Genomic DNA, 26,399 nt, shown 5'->3' on the forward strand with positions numbered 1-26,399 from the left:
CGGCTTGTCCGGCGAGCCAGTACGACTACACAATCGCAATGTCAGTGCATGCCACTCCCTGAAGACTCATCGGTTTCCCTACGCGATGCGCCGACGCTTCCGCCGCGAGCCGGGCCTCCCGTGCCCTCGCCCGTCCCGACGGCTCGCACGCTGGGTGCATATCTGCGTGAGTTCGGGGTGCTGGCGCCGCGAGAGGTGCTGGACCTGGCCGAGCCGCTGAGCCTCCTGCTGGAGCAGGGGGGGGCGCCCGCCGGCCCGCTGCCCGCGGACCAGGTGGTGTTCGAGGGCGGGGTGGCGCGGCTGGCCTCGACGCTCGGCACCGAGGCCGGGCCCGTGGATCCCCGCGAGCGCGTGTGGCAGCTCGGAGCGCTCCTCCATGAAGCGGCCTCCGGCGTGCCCCCCGCGGAGCCGCCCCAGCCGCTGGAAGGCCCCGCGGCCTGCCTGAACGCTCCCCTCCTCCGCTGCCTCGCGGCGGTGCCGGAGGCGCGCTTCGACACCCTCGCCGAGGCCCGGCGGGCGCTGGCCCTGGCGCTGGACCCTGTCGGCTCCGCGAAGACGCTGCACCGCACGCCGCCGCCCCGGCCGTCGCTGTTCACCCCCGTCCCCGTCTCCCGCCCGCCCCCGGTCGCCCACCTGGGCGAGGTGCTCGGCAACTACCGGCTGGAGCAGGTGCTGGGCGAGGGGGCCATGGGCGTGGTGTTCCTGGGCCGGCACGTGCGGCTCGACAAGCAGGTGGCCGTCAAGATCCTCAAGCCGCAGCACGGCACGGACAGCTCGCTGGTGCAGCGCTTCTTCCAGGAGGCGCGGGCGGTCAACGCCATCAACCACGAGAACATCGTGGAGATCTTCGACTTCGTCGAGGAGCCCGCGCCGGCGAACGCCATCCCCCGCGTCTACTGCGTGCTGGAGCTGCTCAACGGCGCCAGCCTGAGGCAGCTGATGCAGCAGGAGACGCTCGGGGTGCTGCGCGCGATACACATCACCGAGCAGCTCTGCGCCGCGCTCGGGGCCGCGCACCGGGCGGGCATCGTCCACCGCGACATCAAGCCCGACAACATCTTCGTGACGTCGCGGGGCGGTGACCCGGACTTCGTCAAGGTGCTCGACTTCGGCGTGGCCAAGCTCACCAGCACCCGCCTCGCGGAGCACCCGGGCACCTTCGCCGGCGCGGTGATTGGCACGCCGGGCTACATGTCCCCGGAGCAGGCCTCGGGGCTCGAGGTGGACGGCCGCGCGGACCTCTACGCGGTGGGCACGGTGCTGTACGAGCTGCTCGCCGGGCGCCGCCCCTTCGAGGCGTCGGAGCTGGGCCAGTGGGCGGTGGAGCTCATCGTCAAACCGCCGCCGCCGCTGCCGCAGACGACGCCGGCCGGAGAGCAGATTCCCGCCGGGCTCGCGGCCACGGTGATGCGCTGCCTGGAGAAGGACCCGGAGGCACGCTTCGAGTCCATGGACGCGCTCTCGCAGGCGCTGCGCCCCTTCACCCGGCCTATCCGCCTCGAGATTCCCGCCAGGCTGGAGCTGGCGCCCGCGGAGCCGACGCCGGTGCCCGCCGCGCCGACGCTGGTGCCCGCGCTGCCACAGCGGCCCGCCTCCGTGCGCGCGCGGTGGCCCCTGGCCGTCGTCGCCGCCGTGGCCCTCGCGGTCCCCGTCGCGGCGGTGCGCTGGCGCGCGGAGGAGCCACCGGCCGTCACCGCCACGTCCGCGCCGCCTGCCGTCGTGGCCGCGCCCGCGCCCCAGGCGCCTCCCGTGGAGCCGCCCCCGGCGCCCGCGCCTCCGGCGGCCGTCGTGCTGCGCGTCGTGTCGACTCCGGCGGGAGCGCGCGTGCTGCACGGGGACACCGGCGAGCCGCTCGGCGTCACCCCGCTGGAGCTGGCCGTGTCGGAGCCCCGGCCCCTGCGCTTCGAGCTTCGCGGCTACCAGCCGGCGGAGGCCACCGCGCGCCCCGAGGCGGGCGCCACCGTCGACGTCACCCTGCGCCCCACTCGAAGCGCTCCTGCGGGCACCAGGCCCCCCGCGCCACGGCGTGGCGATAGACTCACCAATCCCGATGCCACGCTCGATCCTTTCCGCAAGTAGCTGGCTGCTCGTCGTCGTGCCCCTGCTGACGGCCTCCGCCGCGGCGCCCAGGCCGAAGCCGGGCACGGCCGCCGGAAAGCAGGAGGACCCGAAGGCCGCCGCGCGCGTGCTGTTCGAGTACGCGCAGCGCGAGTACGACCTGGGCAACTTCGAGGACGCGCTGGGTGGCTACTCGGAGGCGTACCGGCTGATGCCGGCGCCCGCGCTGCTCTTCAACATCGGCCAGTGCCACCGGCAGCTGGGCCAGTACGAGCGCGCCGCGTTCTTCTACCGCCGCTATCTCGCGCTCGAGCCGGACTCGCCCGACGCGGCGCTCGTCAAGGACCTCATCCAGACGATGGAGGCGAAGCAGGCGGCGCTCGAGCCAGCCCCCTCCGGGACGCCGGTGACGCCCGCGCCGGGTGAGCTGACGGTTCCCCTGACGCCGGAAGCGACGCCCGCGGTGAAGGCCTCCTCCGGCCCCGCGTTCCTGCGCAGCGGCTGGTTCTGGGCGGGGGTGGGCGTGGTGGCCGCGGGCGCCACGACGGCGGTGCTGCTCACGCGCTCCAGCGACCCCCGCCCGACGCTCGGAACGGTGACCCTTCCATGAGCCGCCTCGCCCGAGGCTTCGTCGCGCTGCTCCTCGCCTCCCTGGCGACGTGCGGCGACGACAGCACGTCGCTCTTCCTGCGCGTCGACGGCGCGGATGGCGCCACCCAGCTGGAGGTGCGCGGCCTGCGCGACGGAGAGCCCTGGTTCCCCGCCCAGCGGCGCCCCGAGCAGGAGGGCGAGCCCTTCTCTGGCGAGCAGTCGCTGCGCCTGCGCTTCAACGCGCCGCCCGACGTGCCCTTCGTGCTGGAGGTGGACGCCCTCTCTGCGGGAGTCCCCATTGCACGGGGCAGCGCCGAGGCGCAGCCGCGCAAGGGCGCGGAGGTGGAGCTCCGCCTGAGCCTGACGCCCGTCACCGTGGAGCCGCTGCCGGACGGAGGTACCCCGGATGGCGGAGCCGACGGTGGCGAGCCCGACGCAGGTGACCCCGACGCTGGCGTGCCGGACGCTGGAGTGCCCGATGCTGGAGACCCGGATGCGGGGGAACCGGATGCTGGCGCCCCGGACGCAGGAACTCCGGATGCGGGCACAGTCACGTGCACCACCTGCACCGTGCCCGGCGGTGCGTGCGTGGCCAGCACCTCGGCGGTGGCCTGCGGAGGCAGCGGCCTGGCGTGCATCGACTGCACCGCCGATGGGCGCGCGAACCTGTGCACGACAGCCGGGGCATGCTCGTGCGGCACCCAGGGGCGCTGCGGCGTGGGCGAGCGGTGCGTGAACAACGCCTGTGTCTGTGACCGCGACACCTGCGACGGCTGCTGCCAGGGGAATGTCTGCCGCAACGGCGACACCCCGACGGTCTGCGGTATCGACGGGACCAACTGCGCCAACTGCGAAACGTCCAAGTCCGACAATTGCGTCAACGGAGGGTGCCGCTGCGGGCTGAGTGAGCCGTGCCCCCTCCTGTCCATCTGCCAGAACGGCCGGTGCACCTGAGCGGCGCGCGGTGACGGACGTGCGGGAGGTACCCGCGCGCCGAGCCCCTCAGTGCCGGACGCGCGGTGCCGGGGCGCGCACTCGCACCTCCATCTGCGCGTCCCCCGCCACCACGGTGCTCAGCACCTCCTGCTGCTCGGGGGACAGCCGCGCCACGGCGCGCAGCGCGGCCACCAGCACCAGCGCCTCCACCGCGTTCGGCACGCTGATGCCCTCCGGCCCCGTCTTCAGCGGCATGGGCAGCCGGGGCACCCGGCCCGCCGCGGACAGCGCCTCCACGGCATACAGCGGTGAGGTGTCCAGCGTGACGGCCACGGCGGGCAGCGCGTGGGCCGCGTCGGGCTGACCGCGCGCCTGCATCTCCATCAGCATCTGCAGCGCGCCGGGCTTCGCATACAGCGCCAGCCCCGCCCGCCCATCCCCGGTGTTGAAGACACAGCCCTCATAGGTGTGCGTCAGCGGCCCGGAGACCGCCACCTCGAAGGGCTGGCTGTCGTCCCAGTGCGTCCAGGGCCGCGCCTCCCAGTACTCCGTGGCTGCCTGCACGAAGAGCAGGGCCTTGTCCGAGCCCAGCCCGGACAACCCCCGCTGCCCCCACGCGAGGAACGTGGCGATGGCCGCGCGCGACGAGAGCGCCGCCGCCGGAGGCGCCTCCACCTCCAGCCCCAGCCCCGCGGCGGCCTCGGCCAGGTCCGGCTCGCAGCGCACCTCCGAGGGGTCCACTCCCTCCAGCAGCGTCTGGATTCCCACCTCGTCCTGCGCCTCGAAGACAGGCTGGGACGGCTCGCCCGACTCGGAGATGCGCAGGTACACCTGGGTGGTGCCCTGGGAGAGGGGCACGGGGCCGAGCTTGAGCAGGTAGAACATGAGGGCCTTTCAGCGGGTGCGGGCCCGCCGCCCATCCAGGGACTTGCGGACCTGGCGCAGCAAGGTGGCGATGTCGAAGGGCTTCTGCAGGAAGGGAAGGTCCGGGTACACGCGGCGCAGGGCCAGCACGTCCACCGCGCTCATGCCCAGCAGCGCCACGTCCTGGAAGGCCGGCTCGGCCCGGATGCGCTCGATGAGCGCCGGCCCGTCGAGCACCGGCATCATCCAGTCGGTGAGGACCAGGTCTGGACGAAGCTCCGCCATCCGCTCCAGCGCCTCGCGGCCGTGAGAGGCCGTCACTACGCGGTAGCCCTCCTCACGGAGGAGGTCCGCCAGGGCCTCCAGGATGCCCTGCTCGTCATCCACCACCAGGACCGTCTCCATACGGGCGGCACTACTCCTCGCGGTTTGTTCAGGAATGACCACCACCCGGGTGGCGGGCAAGGCCCGTCAACAAGGTGTCAACGGCGACGCTGAAGGGGGGTAGCACCTCGATTCCCTGCCGGGAGATGACGAACTCCCTGAGGGTGGGGTCGTAGTCGGTATCGCGCAGCTTGAAGATGGACAGCAGCCTGCGCAGGCGCCCTTCGAGCTCGACGTGGCGCAGGAAGAAGAGGTTCTCCGCCACCGCGGACGGCCCCACCTCCATGGGCACGTCCAGCGCGGGGCCGAAGAGCCGGGGCGTCTCCAGGCCGAAGAGGGTGGTGGTCCCCTCGCTGCGCAGCTCCTGGGTGAGCGCGGCGAAGAACGAGTTCATCCGCACCGGGTCCGGCGCCGCCTGCTGCATCGCGCTGAGCCCGTCCACGAACACCCGCTTCACCTTGCGCTTGTGCACGTCCGACAGGAGTTGGTCCGCCAGCACGTCCAGGATGCACTCCGCGGGGGGCTGCCAGATGAGGTTCAGCCGCCCATCGGCCGCCGCGCTCTTGAGGTCGATGCCCGCGGCCGACACCTTGCCCAGCAGGCGGTTGGGCGGCTCGTAGAAGCCCATGTACAGGCACGGCTCGCCCTGCCTCAGTCCCTCGGCGAGCAGGCTGCTGCCCATCAGCGTCTTGCCCACGCCGGGCGGGCCGAGCACGAGCGTGGTGGAGCCCGCCGCCAGCCCCTCCGGGAAGAGCGCGTCCAGCGAGTGGATGCCGAAGTGGATGCGGTGGGCGCCCGGGTCCGGCGGCGGGGCTCGGCGCACGCGCGCCTCCAGCCGGGGGAAGACCTCCAGGCCCTCGTGGGTGATGCGGAAGTTGTGGACGCCGTGCAGCGTGGCGCTGCCGCGGAACTTGCGGACCTGAAGCTCGCGCCAGGCGCGCACGCCGGAGGTGCGCTCGCGCAGCTCCAGGATGCCATCCACCATGGTGTACTCCGGGTGGACGGAGGGCCCGTTGGCGCTGGTGAGCATCAGCGAGGTGAAGCGCGTCAGGCCCGCGGCCACCTGCAGCTCGTGGATGAACTTCTTGAAGTCGCGGTTGCTGCCGGCCGCCTCCTGCGCCTGCACCAGCCCGTCCAGCACCAGGATGGTGGCGCCGTGGTTGCGCACCTCGCGCCGCAGCAGCTCCAGCAGCCCCGGCAGCCCCTGCTCCTCCAGCGTGCGGAAGCCGCTGACGTAGTAGACGCCCTCGGGCAGCAGCGCGGAGTCGAAGAACGCCATGTCGCGCATGTTGGAGAGCATGCGCGAGTGCGACTCCGCCAGCAGCGTGACGTAGAGGCAGCGGGCACCCGTGCGCGCCTGGTGGTAGCAGAGCTGGTTGGCGAAGAGGGTCTTCCCCGCACCCGGCTCGCCCACGATGATGTAGACGCCCGACGGCACCAGCCCGCCGCCCAGCACGGCATCGAGTCCAGGCACGCCGGTGGACACGCGTGGGTCCGGGCGCGAGGGTTGCTCGGAAGAAGACATGATGGTCGCTCATACCGTAAACGGCTCCCATGCGCCCCTGGATTGAGCCCCAGGCGTCAACAAGGCAGTTCCGGGGCGGCGGACCTGGCGAGGGCCCCGGCCGCCCGGACTCCGGGGCGGCACCCATCGCCGCGAGGCATGCGCCGAATCCACACCCGATGAAGTGTTGGGTCGACGGGCCCTGCTCCTCTGGAGCTGCCGGGTCCCACGAGTGAGAGCGCCATGGCCTTCATCCAGCCAGACCTGCCAGGCCCCTTCGCGCCTGGCAGCTCCCGTCAGGACGGCCCGGAGCACCCCGGCCGCGAGCGGTCCGCGCACGACGGGCTCGTCGACAGCATCGACGGCATCGTCTGGGAGGCCGACCCGTCCTTCCGCTTCACCTTCGTGAGCCAGCAGGCGCAGCGGCTGCTCGGGTACCCGGTGCAGCGGTGGTACCAGGAGCCGGACTTCTGGCTGAAGCACCTGCACCCCGAGGACCGGGAGTGGGCCCCCTCGCACTGCCGGGAGGCCGCCGAGGCCTGCCTGCCCCACGAGTTCGAGTACCGGATGCTGGCCTCCGACGGGCGCGTGGTGTGGCTGCGAGACATCGTCACGGTGGTGGAGGAGGCCGGGCGGCCCCACCGGCTGCGCGGCATCATGGTGGACATCACCGAGCAGCGCCGCGCCCAGGAGGGCCTGCAGCACACGGTGTCGGTGCTGGAGGCCACGCTCGAGTCGACGGCGGACGGGCTGCTCGTCGTGGACCGCGCCGGGGAGGCCACCGCGTACAACCGACGGTTCAAGGAAATCTGGGGGCTCAGCGATGCGCAGGCGGGCCTGGGCGACGCGGCGATGCTGGACACGGTGCGCGACAGGCTGAAGGACCCGGAGGCGTTCTTCGCGCGGGTGCGCGAGCTGTACGCGATGCCGGAGGCGGAGAGCTTCGACGTGGTGGAGCTGCGCGACGGGCGCGTGCTGGAGCGCTACTCGCTGCCCCAGCGGCAGCGGGGCACCATCACCGGCCGGGTGTGGAGCTTCCGGGACGTCTCGGCGCGCGTGCGCGCGGAGCGGGAGCAGGAGCGGCTGCTGCGCGAAGCGCACGAGGCCATCCAGGTGCGCGACGACTTCCTCTCCATCGCCTCGCACGAGCTGAAGACGCCGCTGACGCCGCTGCGCCTCCACCTCCAGCTGCTGAGGCACGCGCTGGAGTCGCACCAGCCCGTCACGCCCGGGCGCGTAGACAAGGCGTTGGCCCAGGTGCGCAAGCTGTCCGTGCTCATCAATGACCTGCTGGACGCCTCGTTTGTGGGCGCCGGGCGGATGGAGCTGCAGCGCACGCCCGTGTCCCTGCCGGAGGTGGTCGGCGAGGTGTTCTCCGACTTCCGCGACACGAGCGACCGCCACGTGCTGGCGTACACCGCGCCCGACGAGGACGTGCTCGTCCAGGGGGACCGGGGCCGGCTGGCGCAGGTGCTGACGAACCTCCTGGAGAACGCCCTCAAGTACAGCCCGCTGGGCGGCGAGGTGCGCGTCACGCTCACGCACTCGGGGGGAGATGCCGTCGTCACGGTGCAGGACGCGGGCATCGGCATTCCGAAGGAGGAGCAGGCGCACCTGTTCGAGCGCTTCTTCCGGGCGCGCAACGCGCCCGTGTCGGGCTTCGGTGGCCTGGGCCTGGGGCTCTACATCTGCCGCGACATCGTCGAGCGGCACGGCGGCCACATCTGGGTGGAGAGCGCGCTGGGGCACGGCTCGGCGTTCCACGTGTCGCTCCCCGTGCTGGCGACGCGCGCGCTGCACGACGCCCACGTCTGAGGGCGCGGCGCCAGCGTGCCGCCCGCCGTGGCTGGCTGCCCGGAGGCGGGGAACGGGCCTGCGGGCGGCTGGAGCCCGCCCGCCCTCGCACCGGCGAGCGCGAGGCACCGTCTGCCATCCCCCTGGCACATGCCTACCGTGAAGCAGGGAACCACTGCATGGGAGGAAGACATGGTCCAGACGAACGGGCGTCGGGCCCTCGTGGCAGTCCTGGGGGCAGTCCTGTTGGGACTGGGCGGCTGTAGCTCGGACCGCGCCAACACGAAGGTGGAGGACGAGTGGCTGGCACGCCTCCCGCCCCAGGAGATGGAGCAGGTGCGCAAGGCCCGGCTCACCCAGGGCAAGGCCCAGGACGAAATCACCCGCGCCCAGGTGTCCCTGGAGGACGCGAAGCGGGCGCTGGAGGTCGCGAAGGCCAATGAAGACGCGGCGAAGGCCCGGCGCGAGGTGGACGAGGCCGAGCTGCGCGCCGCGCGGGAGATGGGGCAGGAGCAGGTCATCCTCCAGGTCCAGGAGCGCTTCCGCGAGGGAGACCTGGAGTTCGCGGCGGCCCAGGCCCAGGTGGACTACTGGGACCGGGTGGTGACGACGCGCGAGTCCCTCCAGGAGATGCGGGCGCGCGAGCTGGACGTGGCCAACGCGGAGCTGGAGATGACGGAGTACGTGGCGCTCCAGCGCGCCGGTGACGTCCGCGCGCGGCAGCTGGACGGCGAGGCGCTGGCCACGCGGCTGGCGGAGGCCCGGGACAACGCCTGGCAGACGCAGCAGCGCGTGGAGGCCAACCTGCAGCGGCAGCGGCAGGCCCAGGCGCGGTGGCAGCAGCTGGACGACCAGCTGGAGGCCTACGGCGGCGGCGGGCAGCAGGGGCCGTGACACCGCACGGAGGGGGCGTGTGACACCGGCGCCTTCCGGGCGTGACAGCGGCCGTGCGGCCCCGGACGCAGCGCTGGCACGAAGGTTGATGAAGCAGCGGGCACCCCTTCCCTTCCGGGAGCCCGCTGCATGCACCTTCGAAGCCTCTCCTCCTCCCTGCTGCTGGCCGGCGCCGTGGCCGCCTGCGGCGCTCCAACCCCCTCCACTCCCGAGTCCTCGGAGCCCCGGCCCGCGAGTCAGGCCGCGCCCATCCTGAACGGCACCCTCGTCCCCCTTCCCGCGTCCACGCGCGTGGTGCAGGTTACAGGCAAGGATTGCAGCGGCACCCTCATCAGCGCGCGCTGGGTGCTCACGGCGAAGCACTGCCTCCCGTCCGTGGGCGGCATCAAGGTCCTGCTGCCCACCGGCGAGTCGGCCAACGCCGTCATCGTCGAGAAGCATGCGACGCTGGACGTGATGCTCCTCGGGCTCGACAAGGCCGTCACGCTGCCTCCGCTACCGCATCAGCTCTACGCGGGCCCCGTGCTGACGGGAAAGACGCTGCGCTGCATGGGCTACTCGAGGGAGACTCCGACGGGCACCTTCGGCATCCTGCGCTACGCGGACCTCAAGGTGGACGAGGTGGAGCCGGACAACTACGTCCTGCACCAGAACACGGCCGGCCAGTCCGTCTACGGCGGCGACTCTGGCGGCCCGTGCTACCTCATGGACGGCCCCACCGCCCGGCTGGCGGGCGTCATCGAGAGCTACCTCCCCACGAACTTCGACAGCTCCATCGTCCGCGTCGACCGCTTCGACGATTGGCTGGCGGGCATCGTCTACGACGCCAGTTTCCTCGGGCCGATAAACCACTCCTCCCTCTCGCCCACGGGCGGAGACGCGCGCGAGCGCGTGCAGCTGGCGGACGTGGACGGCACCAGGGGCGCGGACCTGGTCTTCCCGGACAGCACCTCCGTGCAGGTGGCCCTCGCGAAGGGCGATGGCAGGTTCGAGCCGCTACAGACCACCCCCCTCACTCCGGGCACCGGCTGGGACACGGCCGCGCAGGTGGTGGACATGACGGGTGACGGCAAGGCCGACTTCGCCTTCCCGGGCGACACCCAGCTCTGGGTCGCGAAGTCCAAGGGCACGGGCCTCTTCGACGTGCCCAGGTCCACTCCGCTGGGCAGCAGCGGCTGGCTCGCGTCGGCCGTGCAGCTGGCGGACGTGGATGGGCTGAAGGGAGCGGACTACCTGTGGGTGGGCACCGACGCGCTCTGGGTGGGCCTCTCCCGGGGAGACGGCACCATCGACCCGCCCACGCTGCGCAAGAAGTGGCCGGACACCGGCTGGAACCGCAACCCCCGGTTCGCCCAGGTGGATGGCGCGCAGGGCGCGGACTTCGTCTTCCCCGGTGAGGGCACCATCTGGGGGTATCCCCTCGTGGGAGGATTCCCCGGCACCGAGGCGAAGAGCTACCAGCTGCTGCCCGGCCCGTGGGAGCCCTATGTGCGGCTGGCGGACGTGAATGGCGACAAGAGGGCGGACTGGGTGGCCATCCGCGGCCACGTCATCTACGTGCAGCTCGCGACGGCGCTGGGGTACTTCGACGCCATCAAGCCCACCCTCATCGAGTGGGGGACGGACTGGGACAAGCGCGCCACACTGGTGGACATCAGCGGAGACGGGCGCATGGACTTCGTCGCGCAGGACACCGGCGCCATCCACGTGAAGCTGGGCCGCGACGACGGGACCTTCGGTCCGATGCGGAGGATGCTCGCGTTCGGCTCGGACACCAGCTCCGCGCTCTTCGCGGACGTGAACGGCGACAAGAAGGCGGACGTCGTCTACGTCACCAAGGGCGTGGTGGAGACGTATCTCTCCACCTTCACCAGCACCTCGCACCTCCCCCTGGCCGAGGAGACGCCAACGCCCATCTTCAACCCCTTGTCCGTCGTGGCCACCGTCTTCAAATGGGCCTTCGTGAATGATGCCGTGGCGGCGCTGAGGCGCCTGTGCATCGCGGGGGGCTGCGACTGGGCCACCCCCGCCGCCGGCAAGGACGGGACGGGCAGCATGTCCCCGGGGCTGCTCGCCTCGCTGCGGGTGGGCGCGCAGGCAGGCGCCTGGGTGCGGGGCCTGCTCGTCGAGGACGCGACCGACAGTGGCTGGGACTGGACGCGCGACCAGGAGCTGCTCGCCGCCGTGGACCTGGACGGCCACGGGCGGGACGCGCTGGTGCTCAAGGATGGCCGTGGCCTCGCCATGCTCGGTGACGACGGGCAGGCGATGCGGCTGCTCCACGCCCATGCGTGGGAGTCCGCCATCGGCGAGTGGCTGCCGCGTCCCGATGACCGCTTCGAGGGCGCGGGCGACGTGGACGGCGACGGCCGCGCGGAGCTGCTCTTCACCAGCCACGAGGGCGCGCTCGGCGTGCTGCGCCGGGGTGAGCAGGGCCTGGAGCCGCTGGCGGTCTACCCCGTCGACACGGAGCTGGGTGGCAACCCACTGCGTCACGGGGTGCGCCTGGAGGCCGTGGCCGACCACGACGGTGACGGCCATACGGACGCGGTGCTGCGCGGAGACAAGGGCTGGACGCTGCTGCGCGGCACGCACCATGGCTTCGAGCCGGTGGGCTTCCTCTCCTACGGCGAGCAGCTGGGCGAGGACGCGTTGGAGCCGGAGACGACGGTGGTGGCCGTGGGACGCTTCCTGGGCTCCCGGGGCCGGGAGCTGCTGGTGCGCACCCACCATGGCCTCACGCTGGTGAACGGCTGGCTGGAGCCGGTGATGTTCCTCCCCTACGGGGCGCCGGTGGGGGAGTGGCCGCTGGAGCCCGAAGGGCAGGTGCTGAGCGCGGGGGACCTCGACGCGGACGGACGCGACGAGCTGCTCCTGCACGGGCACGAGGGCGTCATGCTGGCCACGCTGGCGCACGGCCAGCCGGAGGTGCTGGCGCTGTGGCACAGGGGAGACGACTCCGGCGGCTGGCCCCTGGAGCGCAGGGATGCGTTTGCCGCGGCGGGAGACCTGGACGGCGACGGGCGCGGGGAGCTGGTGGTGCGCCGCGAGGACCGCATCGGCGTGGTGTCCTGGCGAGGCCAGGAGCCCGCGTGGCTGCGCTGGAGCATGGCCCTGGGCCGCTCGCAGGACGGCGTGGCGGACACGACGGTGGCCGGGGTGATGGCGGACCTCGACGGTGACGGGGTGCGCGAGCTGCTCGCGGCGGAGCTGCGCGTGCAGCCCGGGCAGTAGCTCGGGCCGCGCCACGGCGCGAATCCAGGCACGGGGAGGGCGGCTCGGAGTGTAGAACTGCCTTCCCCTGCCCGTCCCGGACGGGCACCGCCAGGAGCGTTTGCCGCGTGGAGACCCTCGTCCGCATCGCAGAAGGCCTCGGCCGCTTCTCCGCGCGCTTCGTCCCCAGCTCCTTCGCCATTGCGGTGCTGCTCAGCCTGCTCACCATGGGCCTGGCCATGGGCTGGGCGGACGCGGCGCCGGCGAAGGTCGTGGACGCGTGGGGCGGCGGCTTCTGGGAGCTGCTCAGCTTCTCCATGCAGATGGCGCTGGTGATGTTCACCGGCTACCTGCTGGCCCTCACCGGCCCGGTGCGCGCGCTGCTGGTGCGGGTGGCCGGACTGGCGCGCTCGCCCCGGGGCGCGGTGGCGCTGATGGCCTTCGTCTCCATGGCGCTGGCGTACATCAACTGGGGCCTGTCCCTCGTCGCCAGCGCCATGCTGGTGCGCTTCGTGGTGCGGCGCCGCCCGGACGTGGACTACCGGCTGCTGGTGGCCTGCGCGTACTTCGGCCTGGGCGCCACGTGGCACTCGGGCCTGTCCGCCTCCGCGCCGCTGCTCGTCGCCACGCCGGGCCACTTCCTGGAGAAGAGCATGGGCGTGCTGCCCATCGACAGGACGCTCTTCTCGCCCTTCAACGTGGGCCTCACGCTGGGCGTGGTGGGCCTGCTGACGCTGCTGGCCTGGGCGCTGCACCCGCGGCCGGAGAACACCGTCCGCGTGGACCCGGCGGTGCTGGAGAAGCTGGCGGACTTCGTGCCGCCGGAGCGCCCCCGCGAGCGCAGCCCTGCCCTCTGGCTGGACCACTCGCGGGCGCTCAACGTCGTCTTCGGGGTGCTGGGATTGGTGTGGCTGGGCCGGCACCTGTGGCTGAACGGCGGCTGGCGCGGGCTCAACCTCAACGTGGTGAACTTCAGCTTCCTGGTGCTCGCGGTGCTGCTGCACGGCACGCCCGCGCGGCTGCTCAAGGCCAGCGAGGAGGCCGCCAGCGTGCTGCACGGCATCGTCCTCCAGTTCCCGCTGTACGCCGGCATCTACGGCATCTTCAAGGCCACCGGGCTGACGGACCGCATCGGCGAGCTGTTCGTGTCGCTCTCCACCCGCGAGACGTTCCCCGCCATTGTCTATCTTTACAGCGGGGTCGTGAACTACTTCGTCCCCTCCGGTGGCTCCAAGTGGGCCATTGAAGCCCCATACCTCCTGAATGCGGCGGCCACACTCGGAGTCGCACCGGAGAAGGTGGTGCTGGCCTATGCCTGGGGCGACATGGCCACCGACCTCATCCAGCCCTTCTGGGCCCTGCCGCTGCTGGCCGTGGCGCGGCTGGACTTCAAGGACATCCTTGGCTTCCTGCTGGTGGCCTTCGGGGTTTACCTGCCCACGGTGACGCTGGCCTTCTTCCTCTTCGGGTGAGGGCAGGCGAGCTTTGGCTGTTCTGTGCTAGACAGGGGTGCAGGCGTGCGGCCCTGGGGCCGCCCACCCAAAGACAAACAGAGGGGACCTCGAGACATGAAGAAGATGCTGACGCGGAGCCTGGTGTGCGCGGTGCTGGGGATGTCGTCGCTGGCGATGGCGCAGGACGCCGAGGCGCCCGCCAAGGAGCCCGCGAAGGCACCGAGCGCGGACTCGGTGCGCGACACGTGGAACTACTTCTACAAGGGCCAGGGCCAGGGCCCCATCCTCGTGGAAGCCAAGCTCTGCACCGAAGTCGCCAAGGACGGTCCGAACAAGTTCGAGTGCATCGCCGAGGTTGGCGCCGAGGGCCTCAAGGCCGGCACCACCGTGATGCTGTGGCAGGCGTACCTGGTGCCGCAGGGCGACTCCATCGAAGACATCATGGTCCAGACGAAGCAGGGCAACGTCGTGCGTGAGACCAAGGACGTGAAGGTGAAGGGCGACGGCTGGCGCGCGCGTCAGTGGACCGGCGTCCGCCTGAACAAGCCGGGCAGCTGGACGGTGGCGGTGATGCGCGGTGACCAGGTCCTCAAGGAGGTCCAGGTCAAGGTGAACTGACGTCACCTGAAGCCCCTGGAGTCCACGACGCCCGCCGGAGCCCCAAAGGCCACGAGCGGGCGTCGGTGTCTCAGCGCTCCTGCTTCCGGGACAGCCAGCTGACGATGAGCGAGGCCAGGGTGGCGGCGGCGGTGGGCTCGTCGATGCGGCCGCGGAGCATGTCGCGCGAAATCGCCTCCGCCGCGCCGATGATGCCGACACAGCGCACGTGCAGCTCGTCCTTCTTCAGCGAGGAGTACGGCGCGAGCGCCTCGCAGTAGAGGTCCACGTACCTGTCGAGCAGCTCCCGCTGGAAGGCCTCCATCTCCTCGTCGCCCTTCAGCGCGGCCGAGATGGCATGCCACTCCGGGCCCATCGACGTGTAGCAATGCATGTAGGCGGTGCTCATCAGGCGGGCAATGTCCTCCAGCCGCTTCCGCGTGCGCTCGAGCGCCTCGCGCAGCACCACGACCTGCCGGCTGTCGAGCTGCTCGTAGAGCGCAATCAGCAGCCCCGAGCGTGTCTTGAAGTGCTCGTAGGCGATGGGCTTGCTGACGCCCGCCCGCTCGGCCAGGGAGCCGAGCGTCAGCGCGTCCGTCCCCTCCTCGCGCACGAGCTGCATCGCGACGTCGAGCAGCTGCTCCCGTCGCTGCGCCTTCGGCAGCTTCCTGGCTGGGGTCTCACTCATGGCACGTGGCTGTTCGTAACCCTCCCGCGCGGCCTCCTCCAAGAAAACGTGGCGAACCTACCACCAGTAACTTACCAATAGTAGGGACTTTCCACTCCATTTCCAACCTGCCCCCGCCGGCAGAGGAGCGCCCCGTCATGTCCGCGAATACGCAGAAGCCCGTCCTCATCATCGGAGGCTCCGGCCTCGTCGGCTCCCAGGCCGCGAAGGCGCTGCGCCGGCTGCACCCGACGTTGCCCATCACGATTGGAGGGCGGGATGTCGGCAAGGCCGGCGCCGTCGCGAAGGAGGTGGGCGGCGCGGACGCGGTGCGGGTGGACCTCGAGCGGGCGGACCTGGGCCAGCCGGACGCACGGGCCTACAGCGCGGTGGTGACGTTCCTGAAGGACGACACCCTCAACTCGATGAAGTACGCGCAGGCGAAGGGGGTGCCGTACGTCAGCATCTCCACGGGGCTGTTCGAGATTGGGCCGGAGGTGGGGCGCTACGTCCACAGCCCCGCCAGCGCGCCCATCCTCATGGCGAGCAGCTGGCTGGTGGGAGCGACGACGCTGCCGACGCTCCTCTTCGCCCGGGAGTTCGAGTCGCTGGAGACCCTCCAGTTGGCGGCCGTCCTGGACGAGCAGGACATCGGGGGCCCGGCTGCGTATGCGGACCTCGAGCGGCTGACGAAGGCGGCGCCCAACAACCTCGTCCTCGTGGACGGCCGGTGGCGCTGGATTGGCGGCGAGGAGGCGAAGCGCACCTTCACCAACGTGGACGGCGCGCAGGTGGCGGCGCAGGCCTACTCGATGCACGACCTGATGAGCCTGTCGGCCGCGACCGACGCGCGCTCCATCCGGTTCGACCTGGCGGTGGGTGAGTCCTCGGCGCGGCGGCGGGGCGAGCCGTTCTCGACGGAGATGGTCATCGAGCTGACCGGCCGGAAGAAGGACGGCACGACGGGGCACACGCGCCACGAGATTGTCCATCCCGGAGGCCAGGCGCCGGTGACCGCGCTGGGCGTCGCCCTCCACGTCGAGCGGCTGCTGGGGCTCGCGGGAGGCCCGCCCGTGGCGCCGGGGCTGTACCTGACCCACATGCTCGTCGACCCGGCCTACTACGTCCGCAAGCTGGAGGAGTCCGGCGCCCGCATCCGCCGCGCGTAGCTCATCCCTGTTCCCTCGAACCCTTCCACGCAGACACAGCCCCGGTCCCATGGACCGGAGGAGTCCTACCGTCATGTCCTCGAACACGCAGAAGCCCGTTCTCATCATCGGAGGCACCGGCGTCGTCGGCAGCCGGGCCGCGAAGACGCTGCGCCGGCTCCAGCCCGCGCTGCCCATCACCCTGGGGGTGAGGAATCTGGAGAAGGCCCAGGCCCTGGCCCGCGAGCTGGGCAACGCGGACGCGGTCCGCGTCGACCTGGAGCGCAGGGACCTCGGGCTCCCGGAGACGGCTTCCTTCAGCGCGGTGGTGGCGCTGCTGAAGGACGAGACGCTCAACTCGATGAAGTACGCGCAGGCGAAGGGGGTGCCCTACATCCCCTTCTCGGACTTCGTGTTCGACATCGGCCCGGCGGTGGCGCTGCACATCCAGCACCCGGACCGCTCGGCGGTGCTGATGCTGGGGCACTTCCTGGGCGGGACGACGGCGCTGGCGACGCTGCACTTCGCCCGGGAGTTCCGGCGCGTGGACTCGATTGAGGTCAGCGCGGTCTTCGACTCGGACGACGTGGGAGGCCCGGCCGCGCAGGGCGACATGGAGCGCGTCACGAAGGGTGTGCCGAGCCCGCTGCTGCTCAAGGACGGGAAGTTCCTCTGGGCGCAGGGGGCGGACGTGGAGCGCGAGTTCGTTGGCGTGGACGGGACGAAGTGGCGAGGCCGCGCGTATCCGCTGCTCGACGTGGTGAGCCTCCCCGCCGAGACGGGCGCGAGGTCCGTGCGGCTCGACTTCGCGGTGCGGGACGCGGCGAGCCGTCCCGCCGGCCAGGGCCCGTCGCACGAGGTCATCATCGAAATCACGGGCGAGCGCGCGGACGGGACGACGGGGCCGGTGCGTCACGAGCTGGTGGACCCGGACGTGCACTCGGGCATGAGCGCACGGGGTGTGGCCTTCGCGGTGGAGCGGCTGCTGGGCCTCGCGGGGGGGCCGCCGGTGAAGCCGGGGCTCTACCATCCGGAGCGGTTGCTGGACCCGGCCTACGTCGTCGCCCGGCTGCAGGAGTTCGGTACGCGCATCCGCCGCCAGTGAGCGGCACCGACGAGCCTCGGCGCGCGTGAGCGGCACCGGCGAGCCTCGGCGCGCGTGAGCGGCACCGGCGAGCCTCGGCGCGTATGAGCGGCACCGGCGAGCCCCGGCGCGCTTGCCGGGCGGCGACACCTCGCTCTCACGCCGGGCGTGCGCCTCGCATGCTCGCGCTGCCGGGCGTGGTGCGCATTCTGAGCGATTGAGAACCAGGCCGTGGCCCCCTGCCGGCGACACCTGGCGCAAACCTGTCGGACAGTCGGACAGGTTTGGAACGGCCGCGTCCGGCAGCCGCCTCGGGTACTCAGAGGCGCAAACCTGTCGGACAGTCGGACAGGTTCGGAACGGCCGCGTCCGGCAGCCGCCTCGGGTACTCAGAGGCGCAAACCTGTCGGACAGTCGGACAGGTTCGGAACGGCCGCGTCCGGCAGCCACCTCGGGTACTCAGAATGAGAGACAGGCCCGCGCGGCCTCCCCGCTCCACGCCTGCGGGTGCCATGTCGCCCGCTTCGCGCATGTCACCGCGAAGCGGGCGTCGGGAGCGTCAGTGAATGACGCTCCCACCGCGGCTCACTCCCCCCGGCCCTGCTCCGCCGGAACCCGCGCCTTGAGCTTCCCCCTCACCACCGCGGCTCACTCCCCCCGGCCCTGCTCCGCCGGAACCCGCGCCTTGAGCTTCCCCCTCACCACCGCGGCTCACTCCCCCCGGTCCTGCTCCGCCGGAACCCGCGCCTTGAGCTTCGCCTTCTCCGCGGCGAGCCGCGCGGGCTCCCGGGCCAGCGCGCGCTCCAGCTTCGCCGCCTCCGCGAGGTAGCGCTGCTGCTCGGCGAGCACCTCCGGCTTCACGGGAGGGGGCACCCACTTCCCCTCAGCCAGGGCCCGCTTCAGCGCCTGCTTCTGCTCGGGGGCGAAGCGCACCAGGGCGTCCCGCGCCTCGGGGACCTTCTTCCCCTTCACGTCGGCGGTGAAGGCGTCGTTGGAGCACTGCTGGCTCTTCAGCGCGGCGACCTCCTCCGCGGTGCGGTTCTTCTCGATGCGCAGGGGCTCGGGCGCGACGCTGCCCTCCCCCGGTGCCGGCGTGCCGCCCTTCTCCGCATGCGCCGACGCCGAGACGAGCACCACGGCACAGGCGAGCTGCATCAGGATGGTCTTCATGTGCATGTCTCCTCAGTAGCCCCAGCGGCCGCTGCTGCCGCAGTACGCGTCGTCCTTGATGCCCCGGCAGATGCCGCGCTCCATCACCCGGAAGTCGTTGCCGTCCCGGAGCGTGGCCCACGGGGTCCCGTCGAACAGGGGGAAGAACTGGAAGTACGCCTGGCCGCCTCCCTTGTCGAAGGCCCAGAGCCCCTTCATCGCCGCCAGGTCCAGGTCTTCGTAGATGCTCATGCCCGCCCCCGGCATCAGATTCGTCCACGCGTTGCCCACCGCGCCCCAGCTGCGGAAGTCGGTGGATGTGGCGGGAGGCCGCGACGCGTCCAGCGGGTCGGAAATCCACACCGTGGGCGCGTTGCCGCCCACCGTCACCATCCAGAACTGCCCGCGCACGGTGTCGCCATTCAGCGGGAGGCCGCTGTCATTGCGGAACGTGTGGTACGCGAGCGTGGGCTTGCGGTTCACCTGCGTCCCGGCGCGCAGCGCGTTCACCCGGGTGAAGCGGTGCGACGGCTTGTCGTAGCAGTAGAAGCCGATGTCGTTGTTGACGCCCTCGGGGAACGCGCCGCACGCGGTGCCGATGGAGGCATGGCTCACGCCCGCGCCACGGTTGGGCCAGTGCACCACGCCGGGCGCGATGTTGCCCGACACGGCGGTGCCGTCCGTGCGCAGCACCTGCCCCTGCGCGGTCCACGCCCCACCGAGCGCCGTCGCCGTGTACCAGCGGTGCTGGCCCGCCTCGGAGGCGAAGAGGGCGGCCACCTGGCTCACGCCGAAGCGGGCCGGGTCCACGTACATGAGCGACAGCTCGGGCTCCTGGGTGGTGTTGGAGCCCATCCACGTGTCCGGGCTCCAGCCCGTCAGGTTGCCGCTCGCGTCCACGGTGGTGCTGTGGAGCACGCGGATGCTGTTGATGGCCGTACGGAAGGAGAGCATCACCCCGCTGCCGAACTGCAGCGCGGAGACGCCCCGCGCGTTGGCGGCGGTGGGCACCGTCACCTCCGGGCCCCACGTCATGCAGGTGGCGCCCACGGTGCTGCCCCCCGGGCACGAGCCGCGCCAGTCGCGTCCCGACACCACGCCCTGCCGGTAGCGGATGCGCTCGTCGGCGCCGGTGTAGAAGGCATACAGCCGGTCGTTGAGCTTCACGAGGTCCGGCGTCGCCCCGTAGAACGGGCCGTCCAGCAGGTTCTGGTAGTTCGCCGTCATCGCGTCGCAGCCCACCCAGGTGGCCCAGGTCAGCGGCGAGCGGACCCAGGTGTTGATGAGCTGGTCGCGGTTCCAGTCCACCTGCGTGGGGGTGGCCGTCAGGAAGAACGGGTTGCCCGCCAGGTAGCTGGCGTCACCGCCCGTGCCGGACGCCTCGTAGGAGCTGGCGGGGTTCACCGCCGTGGTGTTCGCCCCGAGCGAGAACTGCCCGCCCAGGAACGCGTAGTTCATCAGGCTCCTGTACGTGGGCTTGCAGTTCATGGAGCCCCAGGTGTGGTGCCCCTCGTGCCCCAGGTTCAGGTTGTGGCCCAGCTCGTGGGCGAAGGACGCGACGTAGCGCTCCCACGTCCTCACGCCCCAGCCGAGCCGGTCTCCCGGCATCCACCCCTGCCCGCCACCGTCGCCCAGCCCGGCGAGTGCGTAGCGGAAGAGGCCCCGGCGCACCACCGCGCGCTGGCTGTCCGCCGCGCTGGGGTAGCTCGGGTCCGACGACTGCCCGGAGCCGCCCCAGTTGCCATACAGCGTCACGTCGCCGCCCGCGGCCGTGGCCACGCCGATGTCCAGGTGCAGCTTCACGCCGGGCAGCCCGTCCGGGTTGTCCAGGTCGGCCGCCGAGCCGGTGTTGAACAGCGCCTGCGCGGTGGCGGCGTCCGCGCCGGTGAAGGGCTGGCTGGTGAAGTCGGTGGTGTAGTCGATTTCGACGAAGACGTCCTTGTGGCGCGGGTTGGCGCCCCAGCGCGGAAGGTGCTGCGGGAAGGACGGGTCATCCACGCCGCAGATTTCGGCCGTGTCCGACAGGCCGTCGCGGTCCGAGTCCTTCGTGTTGAACACCATGGAGCAGTACGCGAGCGAGTTGCCGTCGCACGTGCCCAGCTCGTTCTCCAGCGCGCGGCCCAGCCCGTCTCCGTCGGTGTCGGTGCCCCAGTCGTTGAGGTACACGAACGCGAAGCCCGCGGGCTGCGTGCCACTGGAGAGGATGACGTAGCAGATGCTCGCGGTGCTGGCGATGCGCGCCGCCAGGCCCACGCCGCTGTTGTCGTCCCAGCGGAGCATGGTGCCGTCACAGGCCATGCCGTAGAGCACGGTGTCGGCGGGGCCGCCCGGCGCGAGCGCCGTCTCGTACGTGGTCGTCGCCCCGTAGGCGCCGCCGGCGCCCAGCCGGTTGCCGGAGAATGTGGCGCCCGTGGCAAGCACGGTGGTGCCGTCCTGCACCAGGTTGCCCGTGCCCCCTACTCCGCCGTGCTCCGCGTGCACGATGACCTGCACCCAGTTGGCGAAGGGCAGGTACACCCAGAGGTACGCATCCGTGCCGCCGCCGCTGTCGTCGTCGTGGCCCAGCTCACCGTCGCCGATGTACGTGGAGCCCGAGTAGAGCGGTCCCCAGACGCGCACGATGGGGTCCGCGCCCGCGGAGAGCGCCGTGGTGTTGAACGAGTGCCAGCCCGCGGAGAGATAGACCCAGCGGTGATACACGGGCGAAGCAATGATGCGATTCACATGGGGCCAGGCCAGCGCCTGGGCGGCGAGCAACACCACCCCCAGGGCAACCCAGCGTCTGAGCTGCGTATGCATTTGCGGGAACCTCCGTGCATGAAGCACGGAGGCGTGTCTGCAATCAGCAGGCCCTGGCGCTCCTCACTCCGCGAGCAGCAGCAGCGCCCGGGGAACATGTTGCGCCCGGGTCCACGGCCTCCAGGCGCGTGTTGCCTGGGGGTCCACAGCGGCCGTCAGCAGGCGCCGGAAGGCCGGCTACGGGTTCGCGAACGCCGCGCTGGGTGAAATCGCCGCCCACGAGTTGCTGCGCACGTTGAAGGCCCGGAACGTCGGCGAGGCCCAGCTGCCCAGCAGCACCACGAGGTGGGGCCGCGACATCGAGTTCCCCTGGGCCCAACGCACCGGCGCGGCGCCGTCCCCGGTGTCCTGGAGCCCGTAGAAGACGCGGCGGTTGGAGGTCGTCGGGGGGGCGAAGGGAACGCCCTCGTCCCCGGCGCCAACCGCGCCGTAGGCCACCCCACCGACGACAGGGGTGAAGGGGTCCGCGCGGGTGTTTCCGGAGACCGCGAAGTGGCCGAAGCCAACGCCGCCAGCGGGAGCGTTCGGGATGGCGTTGACCACGCGGACGCGCGCGTCCAGGGCGTCCGCGGCGAACGTGTCCGGGACGAAGATGGAGCGGGGCGCGAGCGCGCCAGTCTGTCCCGCCTGGCCCGTCACCACGACGAGATAGCGCCGGCCCGCCAGCAGGGCTCCGCTCTGCGACTGCAGCACCGTCGCGCTGTCGTTCTCGTTCTCGGTGACCGTGAGCGCCTGACCGGTCTCGGTGGGCGGCAGCTCCCCCACGGACGTGGCGCCGTTGTACTGCATGTTCACCACCACCCTGCGCCCGTCGCTCCTGAGCACCTGCAGCGCCGGGGACTGCGACTGCCCCTCCGCGGGCAGGAGCGCATTGAAGAAGTAGACGATGGGGTCCCTGCGCACGCGGACGAACTCGTTGCTTCCGGCGCGGACCAGCAGCAAGGCAGGCTGCCCCTCGTCGGCGAGCGGACGCCGGGCGTCGCCGGTGACGATGACGAACCAGGAGCTCCCCGCCACCATGCGGCCGGAGGGGACCGTGAAGTACATCCGCTTGTTCGTCGCGGGAGGGAAGCCCGTCGAGTCCGAGGAGGACAGCTCGAACCGGGAGGCGGTGACCGGCACGGAGACGCCCCCGGCACTGCTCTGCGAGTAGGCGTTGGCCGAGATGGCCACCGGCTCGCCCGAAGTGCTCGTGACGTCCGTCAAGGTCCGGGAGTGCGGATTCCCCTCCGCGTCATTGTCAATCACGCGGTCCGCGGAGACGACGACCACCTGCGCCGCGCCCGTGGCGGGAGTGGAGAACGACTCCTTCAGCGCCAGCAGCCGGGCCCGCCGGACATCGGTCACGTCGCTGTTGTTGGCGAAGGCCATGGTCACCAGCGTGAGGCGCTCTCCGGCGGCGAGGGTCACCGCCCCCGAGCTCGCCACGTCGGGCGCGGTGGCGTCCTCCGCGTTCTTCGCGACGAAGGTCAGCGTCCCCACGGGGACTTCCTTGTACTCCGTCACCGCCGCGTCACCGGGCCCCACGGACGCGAACAGCCGGGTGTCGCCCTGGTAGACGTCAATCTTGTACGGGTCCCATGCCGCCGTCTCCGAGTCACTGGCGTTGTTCTTCAGGCCGAGGAACGCATTGACGAAGCGGACATAGGCGACGGTCGGTGGAGGCGTGACGCACGCATCCCTGGCGTCGCTCGGAACCTGGCCCGCCGGGCATGCCACGCACGCCGCGTTCTGCTCAATCTCGTTCGCGGCGCACGCCACACACGACAGCTTGTCCTGGGAAACCACCTGGCCAGGACCACACGCCACACACGTCCCGTTGTTCTCGCGCTGGTCCGCGGCGCACGGCACGCACGAGCGCGTGTCCCCGGAAGGGACCTGGCCCGCGCTGCACGTCACACAGCGGTCATTCTCCAAGACTTGGTCGGCCACACACTGGATGGGCGCGCAGGAGGTCCGGTCCTGCGTGGGGGCCTGGCCAGAGGGGCACGCCCTGCACTCGCCAGCCGCCAGCTCCGCCTGCCCTGACGGGCACGCCACGCATGACCGCTTGTCCCCGGCGGCTACCTGTCCCGGACCGCACGCCACGCACGCCCCGTTGCTCAGGGCCTGGTCGGCGGTACAGGTGACGGTGAGGGGCTCGCGCTCGCACTTCTCCTCCCGACAGACCCACTGCTGGCCTTCGCCAGCGCTGCCCTCGCAGTCGGCCGGAGCCTCACATTCGGAGCTGCCACAGCCGGCCGTGCCCACGGCCAGCACCAGCCCCAGCGTCAACACCACTCCCTTGAAGACATGTCTCATCGCGCTAGCTCCCCCTCCGGGAAGGTTTCGTGTTGGCTGCTGACAGGATTCACGGCTGGCCCGTGCTGGAGCCGCCAGGCCGCCTCTCGCACTCGGTCCTCAGCAGCGCGGGCGGCTTGTCCTGCGAGAGGTGGTCCCGCAGGTAGAAGTAGGCCATCACGCCCGCGTTGAACTCCGCGCGCCGCAGCCACTCCTCCTTGACGGTGAGGTCCCCCCTCCGCACGGCGTCGGTGAGCGGGTTGTCGAGGGTGCAGATCTCCGTCCACATCCGGACACCGCCAATGGCGTTCGGATTGTTGCTCCTGGGCTCCGAGGACGTTCCCGTGCCGAACCTGCCCACGCGAATCAGGTCGCACGCGCCCTTGGCGGCGCCGAGCATGTTGGCGCCCCACGCCCCCCAGTCATCACCGTCACCGGAGAAGTCGATGTCGACCTCGCCGTACTTGACCCAGGCCAGCATGAAGGGAACGGTGAACTTCACGTCCGTTCCACCCGAGGCCATGAACGCCAGGTAGCGCGCCCCTCCATGGGCTCCCAGCGCCCCATCGCCCGTGAACATGTCGAAGTTCCGCGAGCCATCGCGCCGGTAGCCGAACAGCCCATCGACGAGGTTGGCCACCCGGTCGCCGCTGAACGCGGCGAGGGCCTTGGCGGCGCCGCTCTGCCCATCGCCCAGCCGCCCATGGCAGTTGGCACAGACGCCCTGGAAGACCACCGCCCCCGGGGTGGAGGAGTAGAGGGTGTTCCAGTCTTGCACAGGCTCACCCAGCTCATCCCACGCCCAGCGGTCCAGCGGGTCGTTCCGGTCCAGCTCGGGCGGCGGCCCACGGCGGGGACCGAAGCCGCACACCGTCTTGCGCAACCACCAGTTGGTGGGGAACAGCTTGCTCGCGAGCTGCTCGTGCCTGTCGGTGATGGGGTATCCCATCAGGTGCGCGAAGGGGCCCGGCGGGAGGATCTTCTCCTTCCACTTCAGATTTCGCGGCTGGTAGGGAACCTTGTCGGTGAAATCCTCGGAGACCCACCGGATGTTCCGGGGGTTCTTGCAGGTCTCCCACATCACGTCGTCGGCAACCTTGAGGCGGGCGCGCCTGGCGGCCTCCTGCGCGGATTCCGTCAACCCGTTGTCGCTGTCGCGCTTCATCGAGCCAATCCAGCGCGCCACCACCAGGGCGGCCCGGCAGTCCTTGCCGGGCACGTTGGCGGGCATGTGGATGTACTGCTCGTCGGAGTCGCGCATGATGCGGTGGAACAGGCTGCTGGCGGGAGTGGTGCTGCGCAGCTCCTGCTCGAAGTCCCCCCGGAGGTCCACGTAGCGCTTCAGCTTGTTGACCTCCAGCCGGTCCGTGGGGAAGTCGGGGAGGATGCCGCCGGCGGAGAAGTCCAGGTCGGCGATGGCCGGGTTGCTCTCCACCGCGAAGCCATTGGGGTTGTGGCACTGTGAGCAGTTGCCGATGAAGTACGCCTGCACCGCCAGCTCGTGCTCGTTGCGGTAGCCCTTGTCCGTGCGCCTGGACTTGAAGTCCTCCAGCCTGGGGAGCTCCGCTGCCGAGGAGAGCCCCTTGATGACGCCGTACTTGATGAGCCGGTCCACCTGCGAGAGCTCGTCCGCCAGAATGTCCACGGCCGGGTCCAGCCCGCCCTCGCCCCGGGCCCGGCGGTTGAGCTCCAGTGGGGTGAAGCCCAGGATGAAGTTCTGTGCCTCCGCGCCCTGGTGGCAGTTGATGCAGCGGTGCCGGCCGGGGATTGCGTAGTTGCGCGTGTCGCCACGGCCCTCGTCCGTGGTGTAGACGAGGACGCGGTCCGAGAAGCGCGAGCCGTCGCGGTAGCGCAGGTCGTGCAGCTCCGCCATCGTCCCCTGCTCGTTCCAGATGTACGTGCCGAAAATCGTGTCCTGCCAGCGCTCGCGAGTGACGATGAGCCGCGTCTCGATGCGGCGGTAGGTGACGTTGTCGCTGGCGTCCTTCACCGCCTTGAAGAAGGTCTTGTAGAAGCGGGTGTTGGGCGGAATCTTGAAGCGCTTGCCCGCGGCGTCGTACTCGATGGCCTGCCCCGCCGGGACGTGCACCAGGCGCAGCTTCTTCGCGTGGTCCGAGAAGAGCTGGTAGGTGGGGACGAACGCGAAGGTGCCCCTGCGGGCCAGCTTCAGCGTGTCGAACGTCATGATGTCGGTGTCCGTCTCCGACAGGAAGCGCGGCAGCTCGGTGAGGCCAGCGAACCAGGCATCCTTCTCCGGGTCCGAGCCCAGCTGCTGAGTCTCCCCCGGGTCGGGAATGCAGTGGCCGAGGTCCGTCATGCCGCTGGCGACATCCCTCGCCACCACGACGGCATCCGCCGGAGCCTCCGTCTCACAGCTCACGTCGAAGGCCCCCTCCGCGGGGGCGCCCTGGGCCAGCCAGGCATTGAGAGCGCAAGCCAGGCCCGCCGAGGCCTCCGCCTGATCCGCGGAGGCCTGGGGAGGCATGGCTCCCTGGGAGGCGAGGGCGGCCATGCGCGGCGCGGCGTCCTTCAGCCCCGCCGCGTCGGACGTGTACTGGAAGCCGCCCCGGGCCTCGGGAGTCAGGTGGCAGGTGCCGCACTGGGCATCCACGCGCGCCCGCAGGGTGCTGAACACCTCCTTGCGCGTGACGCTCCGCGGCCCGCCGCGCTTCATCGGAACCCGCTCGCCGGACTGCGCGGGCCAATCGCAGCGCACGGGAACTTCCACCGCCTGCGTGGGTGGCGCTTCGTCATTGGACGTACAACCCACCACGAGGGGAAGCGCCAGCAAGCCCCACCAGAACACCTGTGTCAGGGCGGACCAATTCCTCTCCAACGACATGGACAGTTCCTCCTCGAGGCTCGCGTCAGACGACAAAGACTTGTGACAGAAGTCAGCGCGGGCGCATGGCGTGGCGCGCGGGTCGTCTACTACCGCAGGTGCCTCTCGGAATCGACAATGCAGGCCCCTGCTTCGGGGCCT

Annotated in this window: 18 protein-coding genes; 10 read left to right on the forward strand and 8 right to left on the reverse strand. The window is 71.2% G+C overall.

The window, feature by feature from the left end:
- Positions 1-120: 120 nt before the first annotated feature.
- From LXT23_RS02155 to LXT23_RS50015, 3 genes are read left to right on the forward strand one after another with little or no spacing between them, the layout of a single operon-like run.
- Complete coding sequence (locus tag LXT23_RS02155; RefSeq protein WP_253978370.1) at positions 121-2,079, forward strand: protein kinase domain-containing protein; 1,959 nt, start codon at positions 121-123, stop codon at positions 2,077-2,079.
- On the forward strand, positions 2,051-2,668 hold the full coding sequence (locus tag LXT23_RS02160) for a tetratricopeptide repeat protein (RefSeq protein ID WP_253978371.1): 618 nt from the start codon (positions 2,051-2,053) through the stop codon (positions 2,666-2,668). Before LXT23_RS02155 ends, LXT23_RS02160 begins: the two co-directional genes overlap by 29 nt.
- Entirely contained in the window at positions 2,665-3,603 is a 939-nt protein-coding gene (locus LXT23_RS50015; protein ID WP_267146668.1) for a hypothetical protein, read from the forward strand. Before LXT23_RS02160 ends, LXT23_RS50015 begins: the two co-directional genes overlap by 4 nt.
- Before the next feature lie 48 nt (positions 3,604-3,651).
- On the opposite strand, the gene LXT23_RS02170 is transcribed toward LXT23_RS50015, so the two are convergent.
- From LXT23_RS02170 to LXT23_RS02180, 3 genes are read right to left on the reverse strand one after another with little or no spacing between them, the layout of a single operon-like run.
- A complete protein-coding gene (locus LXT23_RS02170; protein WP_253978372.1) occupies positions 3,652-4,470 on the reverse strand; it encodes a hypothetical protein in 819 nt (272 codons plus the stop codon).
- Between the two features lie 9 nt (positions 4,471-4,479).
- Entirely contained in the window at positions 4,480-4,854 is a 375-nt protein-coding gene (locus tag LXT23_RS02175; RefSeq protein WP_253978373.1) for a response regulator, read from the reverse strand.
- Positions 4,855-4,882: 28 nt separating this feature from the next.
- Complete coding sequence (locus tag LXT23_RS02180) at positions 4,883-6,358, reverse strand: ATPase domain-containing protein (protein ID WP_253978374.1); 1,476 nt, start codon at positions 6,356-6,358, stop codon at positions 4,883-4,885.
- A gap of 222 nt (positions 6,359-6,580) precedes the next feature.
- Between LXT23_RS02180 and LXT23_RS02185 the strand changes: the two genes are divergently transcribed.
- From LXT23_RS02185 to LXT23_RS02205, 5 genes are all read left to right on the forward strand, one after another.
- On the forward strand, positions 6,581-8,152 hold the full coding sequence (locus LXT23_RS02185; RefSeq protein WP_253978375.1) for a sensor histidine kinase: 1,572 nt from the start codon (positions 6,581-6,583) through the stop codon (positions 8,150-8,152).
- A gap of 171 nt (positions 8,153-8,323) precedes the next feature.
- Positions 8,324-9,025 (forward strand): hypothetical protein, encoded by a 702-nt coding sequence (locus LXT23_RS02190; protein WP_253978376.1) that lies wholly within the window; start codon positions 8,324-8,326, stop codon positions 9,023-9,025.
- A gap of 129 nt (positions 9,026-9,154) precedes the next feature.
- Positions 9,155-12,259: an FG-GAP-like repeat-containing protein gene (locus LXT23_RS02195; RefSeq protein ID WP_253978377.1), complete on the forward strand. Its 3,105-nt coding sequence runs from the start codon at positions 9,155-9,157 to the stop codon at positions 12,257-12,259.
- 107 nt (positions 12,260-12,366) lie between these two features.
- Entirely contained in the window at positions 12,367-13,710 is a 1,344-nt protein-coding gene (locus LXT23_RS02200) for a short-chain fatty acid transporter (protein WP_253978378.1), read from the forward strand.
- A 96-nt stretch (positions 13,711-13,806) separates the two neighbouring features.
- Positions 13,807-14,310, forward strand: coding sequence for a hypothetical protein (locus LXT23_RS02205; protein WP_253978379.1), 504 nt, complete (start codon positions 13,807-13,809; stop codon positions 14,308-14,310).
- Positions 14,311-14,380: 70 nt separating this feature from the next.
- On the opposite strand, the gene LXT23_RS02210 is transcribed toward LXT23_RS02205, so the two are convergent.
- Positions 14,381-14,977 carry a TetR/AcrR family transcriptional regulator gene (locus LXT23_RS02210; RefSeq protein WP_253978380.1) on the reverse strand — a complete coding sequence of 199 codons (597 nt, stop codon included), beginning with the start codon at positions 14,975-14,977 and terminating at the stop codon, positions 14,381-14,383.
- Between the two features lie 137 nt (positions 14,978-15,114).
- On the opposite strand from LXT23_RS02210, the gene LXT23_RS02215 reads away from it, so the two are divergent.
- Together LXT23_RS02215 and LXT23_RS02220 are read left to right on the forward strand one after the other, a co-directional pair.
- On the forward strand, positions 15,115-16,125 hold the full coding sequence (locus tag LXT23_RS02215) for a Rossmann-fold NAD(P)-binding domain-containing protein (protein ID WP_253978381.1): 1,011 nt from the start codon (positions 15,115-15,117) through the stop codon (positions 16,123-16,125).
- A gap of 73 nt (positions 16,126-16,198) precedes the next feature.
- Complete coding sequence (locus tag LXT23_RS02220; RefSeq protein WP_253978382.1) at positions 16,199-17,209, forward strand: Rossmann-fold NAD(P)-binding domain-containing protein; 1,011 nt, start codon at positions 16,199-16,201, stop codon at positions 17,207-17,209.
- Positions 17,210-17,899: 690 nt separating this feature from the next.
- Here LXT23_RS02220 and LXT23_RS02225 read toward each other — a convergent pair.
- From LXT23_RS02225 to LXT23_RS02240, 4 genes are all read right to left on the reverse strand, one after another.
- Positions 17,900-18,358 (reverse strand): hypothetical protein, encoded by a 459-nt coding sequence (locus LXT23_RS02225; protein ID WP_253978383.1) that lies wholly within the window; start codon positions 18,356-18,358, stop codon positions 17,900-17,902.
- Positions 18,359-18,370: 12 nt separating this feature from the next.
- Positions 18,371-21,136, reverse strand: coding sequence for a hypothetical protein (locus LXT23_RS02230; RefSeq protein ID WP_253978384.1), 2,766 nt, complete (start codon positions 21,134-21,136; stop codon positions 18,371-18,373).
- 177 nt (positions 21,137-21,313) lie between these two features.
- Positions 21,314-23,437 carry a DUF4397 domain-containing protein gene (locus tag LXT23_RS02235; protein ID WP_253978385.1) on the reverse strand — a complete coding sequence of 708 codons (2,124 nt, stop codon included), beginning with the start codon at positions 23,435-23,437 and terminating at the stop codon, positions 21,314-21,316.
- 49 nt (positions 23,438-23,486) lie between these two features.
- Positions 23,487-26,258, reverse strand: coding sequence for a c-type cytochrome (locus tag LXT23_RS02240; RefSeq protein WP_253978386.1), 2,772 nt, complete (start codon positions 26,256-26,258; stop codon positions 23,487-23,489).
- Positions 26,259-26,399: the final 141 nt, after the last annotated feature.

It is taken from the genome of Pyxidicoccus xibeiensis, from assembly GCF_024198175.1.
GTDB classification, from domain to species: domain Bacteria; phylum Myxococcota; class Myxococcia; order Myxococcales; family Myxococcaceae; genus Myxococcus; species Myxococcus xibeiensis.